Consider the following 12,575-nt stretch of genomic DNA (forward strand, 5'->3'; position numbering starts at 1 on the left):
CGGACGGAAAACACATGTTAAATCAGCAGGACGATGGCGTTCTGAAGGGCGTACTGGTTCCCGTGGCACGCGAAGGCTACCCGTTCATTGCCGCATTTGCGGTGCTGACGCTGCTGCTCTACGCCGTCTGGGAGCCGCTTGGCTTTGTTGGCCTGGTGCTGACAATGTGGTGCATCTACTTCTTCCGTAACCCGGACCGGGTGACCCCGAGCCGCGAGGGACTGGTCATCACGCCCGCCGATGGCGTTGTGCAGATGATCGTCGATGCGCCGCCACCGAAGCAGCTCGACATGGGCGACGAGCCGATGTGCCGGGTCAGCGTCTTCATGAATGTGTTCGACTGCCATGTGAACCGTATCCCGGTCGACGGGAAGGTCTCCAAACTGGCGTATGTGCCGGGCAAGTTCGTGAACGCTGCTTTCGACAAGGCGAGTGAAGAGAACGAACGGCAACTGGTCGCGGTCGAGATGAAGGATGGCCGCAAGGTCGCCTTCGTCCAGATCGCCGGTTTGGTTGCGCGTCGCATCATCTGTTATCTTCAGGAAGATCAGGCTGTGCAGGCCGGTGAGCGGTTCGGCCTGATCCGCTTTGGTAGTCGGGTCGATGTCTATCTTCCGAAAGGTGTCAATCCGCTGGTTACGGTTGGGCAGCGCGCGGTTGCGGGCGAGACAGTGATTGCCGATCTGAATTCCGCCGAGGCGGCGCGTAAGGGCGAGATCCGCTAGGTACTGGCGGTTCCGACAACTGGACACGGATAAAAGCACCATGATCAGGGGCAGACGGCGCCGGCTTCCGGTGATTTCGATCAGCAAGCTGATCCCGAACATGATTACGGTCATGGCGTTGTGCGCCGGGCTGTCCGGGGTCCGGTTCGCCCTGAACGAGCAATGGACGTTGGCTGTCGGCGCCATCGCTGTCGCTGCTATTCTGGACACGCTCGACGGCAGTATGGCGCGCCTGCTGAAGGGCCAGAGCAAGTTTGGCGCCGAGCTCGACTCGCTCGGCGACTTCATCAGCTTCGGTGTCTCGCCGGCGCTGATCCTGTTCCTCTGGTCGACCCAGGAACTGAAGAGTTTCGGCTGGATGGCGGCCCTGTTCTTCGCCACCTGCATGGCGCTCCGTCTGGCCCGCTTCAACACGAAGACGGACGACCCGACCCTGCCGCCCTTCACCTACCGCTTCTTTACCGGGGTGCCGGCGCCGGCCGCCGCCGGGTTGGGGCTGCTGCCTCTTATCCTGAGTTTCGAGGTGGATTTCGGCTTCCTGCACCAACCGCACTTCCTCGCGATCTGGCAGGTTGTTGTCGGCCTGCTGATGGTCTCGCAGGTCCCGACCTATTCCTTCAAAGGCGTCCGGGTACCGCAGAAACTGGTGCTACCGCTTCTGATCGTGGTTGGCGGCTGTGTTGCCTGGCTGGTCAGCGCTCCCTGGCAGTTCTTTGCGGCTTTTATCACCACCTACCTGCTGTCACTTCCGCTCAGCTACCGCTCTTATCTGCGTTTGCAGCGGAAAGTGGACGAAAGCGATGACGTCCCGTCTGACGCGTCCCCCGAGAACAAAGCCGACGAGTCGCCGAAAGACAGCTCGGACGCTGATCCTGCCAACGTGATGCCGATCGGCAAGGCGAAGCCCTAAGGCTTCCGCCCTAGCCCGCTACCGCCATGCGCGCAAGATAGACCGTCTGCGTGAAGGGGCGGTCCTGAAGTGGGTTGTGGAAGGTCACCGGCTCCGCCCAGGCTTCGGCGAAGACGTCTGAAAGCCTCTCGGTGAAGGACGGATCGGGGTCGTCGTCCGACCAGAGTCCGAAGATGCCGCCGGGCTTTAGATGAGAGGTCAGCGCCCTCAGGCCCTCGGGGCCGTAAAACCCGGCACTGCGGTCGTCGAGCAGAGCTTCGGGCGAATGGTCGATATCCACCAGTATGGCATCGAACCGGCGGCCGGGGGCGTCGGGATCGAAACCGGCCTTGCTACCGGCGCCGGCGAAGAAGTCTCCCTGGACCAGCTTGCAGCGGGCGTCGTCCGCTACCGCCGTGCCGAGTGGGAGCAGTCCGGCACGATGCCAGTCGATCACCGCCTCCAGCATGTCGACCACCAGCAGCGAGCCGACGCTGTCATGCTCCAGGACGGCCTTGGCCGTGTATCCGAGGCCGAGGCCGCCGACCAGGATGTCGAGCCTGTCACCGGTGACCGCAGCAAGCCCCAGATTGGCGAGAGCGATCTCCGAGGCTGTGAACAGGCTGGACATGAGGTGCTCGTCGCCGAGCATGATCTCGAAGACATCGACTCCGAGCGACAGCTCGCGCCGTCGCCGGAGACTGATGGGGCCGATCGGCGTGGGCCGATAGTCCAGTTCTTCGAAATACAAGCTCATGGGCTCGCGAACCTCCTCGGAGCCATCGGCTCTTTTGCCTGACCTGACTGGATTAATCCGGCGTGTTGGCGTTCCCGTCGCCGAGTTTCTGAGCCAGTGAGGCTTCCAGGAACTGGTCGATATCGCCATCGAGCACGGCCTGTGTCGCAGAGGTCTCCACGTTCGTCCGCAGGTCCTTCACCATCTGATAGGGCTGCAACACGTAAGAGCGGATCTGGTGGCCCCAGCCGATATCGGATTTTCCGGCCTCGATCTCGGTCGCCTCATCCTCGCGCCGTTGTAGCTCCGCCTCGTAGAGACGCGCTTTCAGCATGTCCATGGCGGTTGCCCGGTTGCGATGCTGGGAGCGGTCGTTCTGGCACTGCGCGACGATACCGGTCTCGAGGTGGGTAATACGGACGGCCGAATCGGTCCGGTTGACGTGCTGCCCACCGGCGCCAGAGGCCCGGTAGGTGTCGACCCGGATGTCCTTGTCCTCGATCACGATCTCGATGCTGTCATCGATCACGGGATAGACCCAGATGCTGGAAAAGCTGGTATGGCGGCGCGCGGCGCTGTCATAGGGCGAGATCCGCACCAGACGATGAACGCCGCTCTCTGTCTTCAACCAGCCATAGGCATTATGTCCGCTGACCTTGATCGTGGCGGATTTCAGCCCGGCTTCTTCACCGGCACTTTCTTCCAGCCACTCGACCTTGTAGCCGTGTCTCTCGCACCAGCGCGTATACATGCGCAGCAGCATCGAGGCCCAGTCCTGGGCTTCCGTGCCGCCGGCGCCTGCATGGACTTCAAGATAGCAGTCGAAGCCATCCGCCTCGCCGGAGAGCAGGCTCTCGATCTGGCGCTTTTCACAGACTTCCTTGAGGTTGAGGATCGTTGCCTCGGCTTCGGCGACGATATCGGTATCCTCTTCCATCTCACCAAGTTCGATAAGCTCGATGGCGTCGGCGAGGTCCTGTTCGAGTTGCGTGACGTCGTTCAGGTTCTTCTCAAGCTGGGTCCGTTCGCGCATCAGTTTCTGAGCGCGGTCGGCATCGTCCCAGAGGCTCTGATCCTCGACGAGGGCGTTCAGCTCTGAAAGGCGGACATGGGAAACATCCCAGTCAAAGATGCCTCCTCAGCAGCTCTATCGACTGCTTGATCTCTTCGGCTGTTGCGGTGATCTCGGCACGCATGGCCGACGCACTCCCTGGTTGGATTGGAAAGAGGTGGGCGCTCTTAATATAGCCCGGAGCCGCGTCCCGCAACCGGGGCCGTGTTGCCGGGACCGGCAGAACCCCATCCGGCGGTATCCCCGCCGAACACGATCTCGCTTTCGCCGGTCGGCTCAGTGCCGCTCTTGAAGCTCTCCACCATGACATCTCGGTCACCCGGAAGGGCGAGGGCGCCGGTTGCAACGTTGATCCGGACCTTGCGGACACCCGGCGGAATCCGGAAGGGGATGGAAGGCTGATCGGCCAGCGCCTTCTCCATGAAATGCTTGAAGAGAGGTGCGGCGACATTGGAGCCGGTATCCCGCGGTCCCAGCGTTTTGGGTTGGTCAAAGCCGACAAAGGCGCCGACCGCAAGGTCAGGCGTAAAGCCGATGAACCAGGTGTCGACATTGTCGTTCGTCGTCCCGGTCTTGCCGGCGAGCGGCTTTCCGATGGTGGATATTCGCCGGCCAGTACCGCGCTGTACAACGCCTTCCAGCATACTGACCATCTGATAGGCCGAAGCCGGATCGGCGACTTGCTCGCGGGTATCCGGAATTGCCGGCACCGGTTCGATCCGCCAGCGGGGGGTGATGCAGCCGTTACAATTCCGTGCGTCATGTCGGAAGATGGTGCGGCCGTTGCGGTCCTGCACCCGGTCGATCAGGGTCGGGACGACGCGCTTGCCCCCATTCACCAGCATGGAATAGGCCGTGGTCATTCGGATCAGCGTGGTCTCCCCGGCGCCGAGCGCCATGGAGAGGTGTTTCGGCATGGCATCATCAATGCCGAAACGACGGGCATAGTCGGTCACGAGGTCCATGCCGATGGTCTGCGCCAGACGCACCGTCATCAGGTTCCGGGATTTCTCGATACCCAGCCGCATCGGGCTCGGGCCATAGAATTTCTTCGTGTAGTTCGCCGGTTTCCATTTCCCGAGACCGGGTCCCTGGTCGATCACGAAGGGCGCATCCAGGATCCGGGTCGCCGGGGTATAACCGTTGTCGAGCGCCGCCAGGTAGATGAAAGGTTTGAAGGCGGACCCGGGTTGCCGTTCGGCCTGGGTTACCCGGTTGAACTGGCTGTCGCGGAAACTCCAGCCGCCACTGAGCGCCAGCACGCGGCCTGTATGCGGGTCCATGGCGACAAGGCCGCCTTCGACATTCGGAACCTGACGCAGGGTATAGGTACTCGGCGGATATTCCTTACCTTCGTCGTCCTTGGTGACGGGTTCGACGAAGATCACGTCGCCCGGTGTCAGGACGTTGGAGGCTTTCTTCACGCTGCGGCCAACCCTCTGCTTCTCTTGCCATTCCCGTGCCCAGGTCATTTCGCCGAGGGGAATCGTGCCGAAGGAGCCGTCCTCGAAGCCGATCTGCACCTGCTTGTCTTCGACGATCAGGGCAAGCGCTTTGCGCCAGTCAGGCAGCGCACTTTCCGACACCTGAAATTCCCCGAGCGCATCTCCCCAGCCGGCCACGACGTCGATCCGCCCGAGAGGACCGCGCCAGCCGTGGCGGCGGTCGTAATGCATCAATCCCCAGTGCAGGGCCTCATCCGCGATGCGTTGCAGCTTCGGATCAAGCGTGGTGCGCACGGAGAGGCCGCCTTCATAGAGGCCGTCTTCGCCGAACCGGTCGACCAGCCAGCGCCGGACCTCTTCGGCAAAATAATCAGCCTGCGCGACCTCGGTCACCGTCCGTGTCTGCGTGGTGAGCGGCTCGCCTTTTGCCATCTCCGCATCCTCGGCGGTGATGAAGCCGTTTTCCAGCATCTGACCGATCACCCAGTTACGCCGGGCAAGCGCGGCGTCGTGATCCTGCTCCGGGTGGTAATTGTTCGGGGCCTTCGGAAGCGCTGCCAGATAGGCGGACTCGGCGATGCTCAACTCGTCCAGGCTCTTGTCGAAATAGTTCAGGGCTGCCGCCGCCACTCCATAGGAGCGCAGGCCCAGATAGATTTCGTTCAGATAGAGTTCGAGGATCCGGTCCTTGCTGATCGCGCGCTCGATCCGCAGCGCCAGAATGGCTTCCTTGGCCTTGCGTTCGATGGAAACCTCGTTGGTCAGCAGGAAGTTTTTTGCCACCTGCTGAGTGATGGTCGAGGCCCCTCGGGGGCGCCGGTTTTGGGCGAGATTTCGCACATTGTCGATCACTGCCTTGGCAAGGCCGATGAAATCGATGCCGGGGTGGCTGTAGAAATTCTTGTCCTCGGCCGAGAGGAAGGCCTTGATGACCCTGCGCGGCATCGCGTCGATAGGCACGAAAACCCTGCGCTGGCGGGCATACTCGCTGAGCAGGCGCCCATCGCCCGCATGTACCCGGGTCATGACCGGAGGCTCGTAATCGGCGAGTTGCTTATAATCCGGCAGCCCGCGGCCAAAATGGTGCAAGCCCCACAGCACGCCGCCAACGGCAATCACGCAGCCGATCAGAAACGTCGAGAACAGAACTAAAACCCAGCGCATGCGCCGATTGATGCCTCCGGTTGCGCAGCCGTTGGGCTGCATGCCAAGCGCAGAATACCACTTTCAATGTGACATAATTGTGCGCGATGTCATGTGGCTATCGCGTGAAGGAGAATCACGGGCGTTTTTGAAATTAGTTCGCGCGAGCCGCTGACTGAACGAGATCGAAATAATTGTCGATGGACCTGCGTAGTGCGCCGGCGACACGCTTCAGGTGCGCATTGGAGCGCAGCAGTTTCTCGTCGTGATTGTTGGAGAGGAAACCAAGTTCGACCAGAACAGAAGGGATGTCCGGAGCTTTCAGGACGGCGAATCCGGCGAACCGGTGGGCCGTCCGAAGCAGTTTGACTTCGCCGCGCATCTCGCGGACAAGCATGCCGGCGAAGCGGGCGGAGTGGTTCATGGTCTCGCGCTGGGCGAGGTCGATCAGGATGCTGGTGACTTCAGGCGTTTCCGTGCCGAAATCCATGCCGGCGATGATGTCCGACTTGTTTTCGTTCACCGCCAGCAGGTTCGCTTCCTTGTCCGAGGCTTTTTCGGAAAGCGTGTAGACGGAGGCACCGCGCAGTTTGCGGTTGGGGATCGAATCCGCGTGCAGGGAGACGAAAAGATCGGCCCCGGCGCTGCGGGCGATGGCAATCCGCTCTCGCAGGCGCAGGAACACGTCACGATCCCGGGTGAGCAGCACCTTGTAGCGCCCGGTGCGCTCCAGCTCGCTCTTCAGCACGCGGGCCGCATTCAGGACGATCTGCTTTTCATAGACGCCGGAGACCCCGATGGCGCCGGGATCGACGCCGCCATGGCCGGCATCAATCGCCACCAGGACTTTTTCATTCGCCCGGCGCTGGGGCCGGGTCAACAAGGGCGGGGCTGCCGGTTTGGGCGCGGTCAGGATGGGGCGTCTTGCTGCCTGTGCTGCCGCCACGGACTTGGCGGATTCCGTCAGGAATGCAGCTCTGGTCGTCGGTTTCAGGTCGAGCACGATGCGTGCGCTCTGATTTCCCTTGGCGGGAAGAGAGAAGGCGGAGGCGATGGAATAGGGTTGTGCGGTGTCGATAACCACGCGTGACGTGCCGGGACGGAACAGACCGAAACGGAAACCCTTAATTGCTTTCGGGCGCCGGTTCTCCGGGTGCGCGTCGCGGGAGAAGGTGACTTCCGGCAAATCAACGATAACCCGGTAAGGGTCCGCCAGACTGAAAACCTTGAAATCGAGTGGGCGAGAGAGATCCATGACGAACCGGATCTTGTCCGGATGCTGGCCGATGCGGATATCTTCAACCGTCCCGTCTATGGCCATGGCGGCTGGTGTGGCGCCGAGGATGCCACAGAGAACAAGCAGAAGTGTCGTGATCCGTCTTTTCAATATCTGCACCGGTCCGCGCCCGCATCTGCGTCCATACCGCAATCTCAACCATTTTTAACCATTGCCGATTCGCATTGCAATAAAATCTCTACGAATCAGCCTTTTGAACGGGGTTTCTTGAGCGTAACATTAATTTTTGCTGGGGTTGTGCGTGGATTGAAGGAAATCATTGTTCCTAAAATCCAAAGTGACTATGTTACGCGGGTGCCGGTCCATATCGGACAGCGCAGATTTCTGCCCCGTAGCTTTCGGAAACGTGGTCGCGGGGCGCCCCTAATGGCGCGGGAATGCGCCCATATTCTACACAACGGGACATGCTCCGATCGTGATCCACGCTGGTTCAAATCCGATTATTCCTGCGCCGAGCCGCCTGACGGCTCCGTGTGGTGAGATCGTGAACGGGCTATTCAGAACGGATCGAACGGACAGGGTTCCTGCTATCGAACGGAAACGCGGCGTTGGTGGCCATTGCGCTCTTACCCCCGTTTCGCTCTCAGAGAACATGCCCGCGGACGCGGCGCCTGTACGCATCGGAAGATTGAATCCCGACGTACGGCGCGCGACACGCGTGGCCCAGGAGTCTACTTTTAATGTCAAAAAGCATGTTGATCGACGCCACACAGGCGGAAGAGACCCGAGTGGTCCTTCTGAGTGGCAATCGTGTCGAAGATTTCGACTTCGAGACAGAATCTCGCAAGCAGCTTAAGGGAAACATATATCTCGCCCGGGTAACCCGGGTTGAGCCGTCCCTGCAGGCTGCTTTCGTTGAATATGGCGGGAACCGTCACGGCTTCCTCGCCTTCAGCGAAATTCATCCCGATTATTACCGGATCCCGGTCGAGGATCGCGAAGCCCTGCTCGCCGAAGAGCGGGCGGAGGACGCGGTCGCTGCTGCCGCAGCTGGAGATGACGCTCCAGCGCCAACTCCGGAAGAGCGGGCAGAGGCCCGGGCCAGTCACACGGCCGGAGACGAAGACGAGGACGGCCCGCCCGCCCCGCCGCCGGAAAGCATTGGCGGCGACGATACGGACGGTGACGACGATGATGTCCGTCCGCGGAAAAATATCAGCCGCCGATACAAGATCCAGGAAGTCATCACCCGGCGCCAGATCATGCTGGTGCAGGTGGTCAAGGAAGAGCGCGGCAATAAAGGCGCGGCGCTCACCACTTACCTGTCTCTGGCTGGCCGCTATTGCGTACTGATGCCGAACACCGCGCGTGGTGGAGGGGTGTCCCGCAAGATCACCAATATCGCGGATCGCAAGCGTCTGAAGCAGATTGTCGAAGGGCTGGAATTGCCCGAGGGCATGGCGGTGATTGTCCGGACGGCCGGTAGCCAGCGCACCAAGACCGAGATCAAGCGCGATTATGAGTATCTGCTCCGGCTCTGGGACCAGATCCGTGAGAAGACACTGACCTCCTCGGCACCTTGTCTGATTTACGAGGAAGCCAACCTGATCAAGCGCTCAATCCGGGATCTCTACACCCGCGATATCGACCAGGTTCTGGTCGAGGGCGAGGATGGCTACCGGATCGCCAAGGACTTCATGCGTACCCTGGTGCCTAGTCACGCCAAGCGCGTGCAGCCCTACAAGGAACAGACTGTTCCGCTGTTCCACCGCTATCAGATCGAAGGTCAGCTCGACGCGATCCATAATCCGGTCGTGCAGCTGAAATCCGGCGGATACCTGGTGATGAGCCAGACCGAAGCGCTGGTTGCTGTCGATGTGAACTCCGGCCGCGCCACGCGCGAGAGGAACATCGAGGAAACCGCGCTGAAGACGAACCTCGAGGCGGCGGACGAAGTCGCGCGCCAGCTTCGGCTGCGCGACATGGCCGGCCTTGTGGTCATCGATTTCATCGACATGGACGAGCCGCGCAACCAGCATGCCGTCGAACGGCGCATGAAGGATGCGATGAAGAACGACCGGGCGCGTATCCAGCTCGGCCGGATCAGCCATTTCGGACTGATGGAATTGTCCCGTCAGCGGCTGCGCCCAAGTGTCTTCGAAGCCTCGACCCAGGTCTGCGTGCAATGCGCCGGCAGCGGCCGCGTCCGTTCCACGGACTCGACGGCCCTGCATGTGCTCCGCGCGATTGAGGAAGAAGGAATCAAGCAGAAGGCAAGCGAGATTTCCGTCTTCGTGCCTTCCGAGGTCGGCTTCTACATCCTGAACAAGAAGCGTGAAGCGCTGGCGACTATCGAGGAACGATACGGTTTCCTGGTCTTCCTGGAAGCCGACGACAGCCTTGTGACGCCGGATATGCGCATCGAGCGTTTGCTGCCGAAATCGGCCAGCGACCGGATCGATCTCGCGGCACCTATCATCGCCCCGCACGTCGAGGAGGATGATGAAGAGGTCGAAACTGAGGCCGATGCCGAGGTCGAGGGTGATACGGAAGAGCGTGACGAGGAGCGTCGTCCCAAGCGGTCCCGCCGTCGCCGCCGCCGTGGTGGTGAAAAACGCGCTGCCGAGCAGCAGGATCAGGGTGAGAGCGTTTCCGAAGAGGCGGCGGAAGAGGGCGACGAAAGCTCTGCTCCCGCTGCGGCCGACGGAGAAGCTGCGTCCGGTGACGATGAGGATGGCAACAAGAAGCGCCGCCGTCGGGGCAAGCGCGGCGGTCGCCGCAGGTCGCGTCGTGGCAATGGTGAAGAAGGCGCTGCAGCGAACGAGAATGGCGAAAGCGGGGAGCAGACCGGTGAGGATGCATCCGAAGGCCAGGATAGTCAGGCTGCGTCTGCCGATCAGAATGGACAAGCTGATGCTGCCGCTCCTGAGGTGATGGAGGCTCCGGCCAAAGTCGAGGACGTTGCATCGGAAACTGCAGCGGTTGAGGCCGCTGCGAGTGTTGACGCCCCGGCCGCCGAGGAAGAAAAGCCGAAGCGCAAGCCGCGTGTCCGGCGCAAGAAGGCCGCTGATACCGAAGCCGCTCCCGCAGCCGAAAGCGACGAGAAGGCAGAGAAGGCCGAAGAAAAGCCTGCGAAACCGCGTCGCCGTAGCCGGGCCAAGAAAGCCGCGGCTGTTGACGAGGCGCCGAAAGCAGATGCGGCTCCGGTGAAAGAGGCCCCGGCCGCTGCCGAAGTTTCTTCCGGGAACGGAGCTGACAAGATCGCTGAAGCCGCTCCGTCAGAGCCGAAAAAAGCGCCTGCAGATAGCGGTACGGCCGCCGATGCCGACAGTCCTGCCAAAGAGGGCAAGACGCGCCGTGGCTGGTGGAACCGGTTGATTCCGTCCTAAGACGGCAATCGAAATCATAAGAAAATGGGGCGCCTGTCGGGCGCCCCGTTTTTGTTTCCGGATGACGGATCTCAGCGCTGAGCGGCTACCGCACGGGCAAGGGCGCAGAATTCCTCGACGGTGAGTGTTTCCGGGCGTGCTGTCGGGTCAATTCCGATGGCTTCCAGGAACTCGGCGCCGCCATAGCTCCTCAGGGATGCGCGCAGCATTTTACGGCGCTGAGAGAATGCGTCGGCAGTGACCTGTTCGAGCAGGTCCGGGTCCGCTTCGGCCAGCGGCTTCGGACGCGGTTTAAGCCGGACGACCTGAGAAATGATTTTCGGCGCGGGCGTGAAGGCACGCGGTGGGATGTCGAACAGCGGGAAGACCTCTGCCCGCCATTGTGCGGCTATACTGAGCCGTCCGTATTGCGATGTGGACGGTGATGCCGAGATCCGTTCCGCCACTTCTTTCTGGAACATCAGTGTGAAGCTTTCGAAAGCTTCGGCTCGCTTCAACCAGCTCAGCAGCATCGGTGTACCGACATTGTAGGGCAGGTTCGCGATAACCCGTCGCGGGGCGTCTCCCAGAGCTGTGAGATCGATGTCCATCGCGTCCGCTTCGATAACCTCCAGACGGCCGTCAGCGGCATCGACAAGGTCCTGCAGGGCTTCGATGGAGCGGCGGTCCCGCTCGATGGCGATAACCTTGCGGGCGCCTTCCAGCAACAGCGCGCGGGTCAGTCCTCCTGGCCCCGGACCGATTTCGATGCAGGTGCCTTCGGCAAGATTGCCGGCTGCGCGGGCGATGCGCCGGGTCAGGTTGAGATCGAAGAGGAAATTCTGGCCGAGCGATTTACGGGCCGAAAGCTGGAAGCGTGCGATGATGTCGCGCAGCGGGGGCAGGGCCTCGACAGCGGCGATGATCGGATCAGTCATGATGCTTCGCCCTGGTGCGCGCCATATCGCCCGCCATGGTCAGCGCGGCTATCATACTGTCCGCATGAGCGCGTCCCGTGCCGGCCAGCTCCAGCGCGGTGCCGTGGTCCGGCGATGTGCGGATGAAGGGCAGGCCGAGCGTCACATTCACGCCGCCCCAGAAATCGAGGGTCTTGATCGGGATCAATGCCTGGTCGTGATACATGCAGATTGCCGCGTCGTAGCTCTCGCGCGCCTCGGCATGGAACATGGTGTCGGCGGACAAGGGGCCGAAGGCAGCGATGCCGTCGGCTCTCAGGGCTTGTACCGCTGGTACGATGATGTCCCGGTCCTCGGTTCCGATGGTGCCATCCTCTCCGGCATGAGGGTTAAGTCCGGCGATCGCCAATCGCGGGGCTTTGCAGCCGAAATCCCGCTTCAGGGCTTCGGCAGTAATCCGGGCCTTGGTGACGATCATCTCGGTTGTGAGAGCCTCCGGGACCTGCTTCAGCGGGATGTGGATGGTAATCGGAACAACGCGTATCGCAGGCGCTGCCAGCATCATCACGGGTGTCACGTCCGGGCCGGCAAGTGCAGCCAGAAACTCGGTATGACCGGGATACTTGAAGCCTGCCTCGTATAGCACGCTTTTCTGGATCGGATTGGTCACCACGCCGGAGGATTGTCCGTCGCAGGTGAATTGCACGGCGCGTTCTATCGCCTCGATGACCGCGCCGCCATTTGCCGGATCGAGCTTGCCGGGAGCCGGGGGCGTCGAGAACGTGATGGGCAGAACCGGGAGAGCCCGTTCGAAGACGTCGGCCGCGTCCTCTGGCTTGTCTATGACCCTGACCGGGACATCCGCACCGATCAGTCGTGCAAGCCTCTCCAGCCGCTCCGGATCATCCAGCAGGAAGAACGGGGAGAGGCGCGTGCGGGCCGAAGACCAGGCTTTGAGGGTGATCTCCGCACCGGCGCCCGCCGGCTCTCCCGGAGTGACCGCGAGAGGAGGGATGTCGGAGAGACTGGATCTGGTTGTCATG

The 12,575-nt window shown here is 61.7% G+C and carries 9 protein-coding genes; 3 read left to right on the forward strand and 6 right to left on the reverse strand.

All coding sequences use genetic code 11. From position 1 onward, the window contains the following. Positions 1-14 precede the first annotated feature (14 nt). The gene (locus VOI22_RS16045; RefSeq protein ID WP_323797460.1) at positions 15-725 is read left to right on the forward strand and encodes a phosphatidylserine decarboxylase; all 711 of its coding nucleotides are present in this window, start codon (positions 15-17) and stop codon (positions 723-725) included. A gap of 40 nt (positions 726-765) precedes the next feature. Next, positions 766-1,635 (forward strand): phosphatidylcholine/phosphatidylserine synthase, encoded by an 870-nt coding sequence (locus tag VOI22_RS16050; RefSeq protein WP_323797461.1) that lies wholly within the window; start codon positions 766-768, stop codon positions 1,633-1,635. 10 nt (positions 1,636-1,645) lie between these two features. Here the strand turns inward: VOI22_RS16050 and VOI22_RS16055 are convergent, their stop codons facing one another. The 4 genes from VOI22_RS16055 to VOI22_RS16070 form a co-directional block, all read right to left on the reverse strand. Continuing rightward, complete coding sequence (locus tag VOI22_RS16055; RefSeq protein WP_323797462.1) at positions 1,646-2,371, reverse strand: spermidine synthase; 726 nt, start codon at positions 2,369-2,371, stop codon at positions 1,646-1,648. Positions 2,372-2,423: 52 nt separating this feature from the next. After that, positions 2,424-3,546 (reverse strand): peptide chain release factor 2 gene (gene prfB / locus VOI22_RS16060; RefSeq protein WP_323797463.1). Its coding sequence is split into 2 segments (ribosomal slippage): positions 2,424-3,476 and positions 3,478-3,546, totalling 1,122 coding nucleotides; the frame shifts between segments, so codons are not numbered across the junction. A 43-nt stretch (positions 3,547-3,589) separates the two neighbouring features. Further along, a complete protein-coding gene (locus VOI22_RS16065) occupies positions 3,590-6,031 on the reverse strand; it encodes a penicillin-binding protein 1A (protein ID WP_323797465.1) in 2,442 nt (813 codons plus the stop codon). A gap of 133 nt (positions 6,032-6,164) precedes the next feature. Then, complete coding sequence (locus tag VOI22_RS16070; RefSeq protein ID WP_416366256.1) at positions 6,165-7,406, reverse strand: N-acetylmuramoyl-L-alanine amidase; 1,242 nt, start codon at positions 7,404-7,406, stop codon at positions 6,165-6,167. Between the two features lie 581 nt (positions 7,407-7,987). On the opposite strand from VOI22_RS16070, the gene VOI22_RS16075 reads away from it, so the two are divergent. Then, the gene (locus VOI22_RS16075; protein WP_323797467.1) at positions 7,988-10,636 is read left to right on the forward strand and encodes an Rne/Rng family ribonuclease; all 2,649 of its coding nucleotides are present in this window, start codon (positions 7,988-7,990) and stop codon (positions 10,634-10,636) included. A 71-nt stretch (positions 10,637-10,707) separates the two neighbouring features. On the opposite strand, the gene rsmA is transcribed toward VOI22_RS16075, so the two are convergent. Together rsmA and pdxA are read right to left on the reverse strand one after the other, a co-directional pair. Beyond that, positions 10,708-11,553 carry a 16S rRNA (adenine(1518)-N(6)/adenine(1519)-N(6))-dimethyltransferase RsmA gene (gene rsmA, locus VOI22_RS16080; protein WP_323797468.1) on the reverse strand — a complete coding sequence of 282 codons (846 nt, stop codon included), beginning with the start codon at positions 11,551-11,553 and terminating at the stop codon, positions 10,708-10,710. Further along, positions 11,546-12,574, reverse strand: a complete 1,029-nt coding sequence (gene pdxA / locus VOI22_RS16085) for a 4-hydroxythreonine-4-phosphate dehydrogenase PdxA (protein WP_323797469.1) — start codon at positions 12,572-12,574, stop codon at positions 11,546-11,548. The genes rsmA and pdxA overlap by 8 nt, the downstream gene beginning before the upstream one ends. Position 12,575: the final 1 nt, after the last annotated feature.

Source organism: Nisaea sp., assembly GCF_034670185.1.
Taxonomy (GTDB): domain Bacteria; phylum Pseudomonadota; class Alphaproteobacteria; order Thalassobaculales; family Thalassobaculaceae; genus Nisaea.

Bases quoted from the DNA above. Each gene is read 5' to 3' on its own strand.
- VOI22_RS16045 (WP_323797460.1), top strand. From the start codon at position 15: ATGTTAAATCAGCAGGACGATGGCGTTCTGAAGGGCGTACTGGTTCCC.
- VOI22_RS16050 (WP_323797461.1), top strand. From the start codon at position 766: ATGATCAGGGGCAGACGGCGCCGGCTTCCGGTGATTTCGATCAGCAAG.
- VOI22_RS16055 (WP_323797462.1), bottom strand. From the start codon at position 2,371: ATGAGCTTGTATTTCGAAGAACTGGACTATCGGCCCACGCCGATCGGC.
- VOI22_RS16065 (WP_323797465.1), bottom strand. From the start codon at position 6,031: ATGCGCTGGGTTTTAGTTCTGTTCTCGACGTTTCTGATCGGCTGCGTG.
- VOI22_RS16075 (WP_323797467.1), top strand. From the start codon at position 7,988: ATGTCAAAAAGCATGTTGATCGACGCCACACAGGCGGAAGAGACCCGA.
- rsmA (WP_323797468.1), bottom strand. From the start codon at position 11,553: ATGACTGATCCGATCATCGCCGCTGTCGAGGCCCTGCCCCCGCTGCGC.
- pdxA (WP_323797469.1), bottom strand. From the start codon at position 12,574: ATGACAACCAGATCCAGTCTCTCCGACATCCCTCCTCTCGCGGTCACT.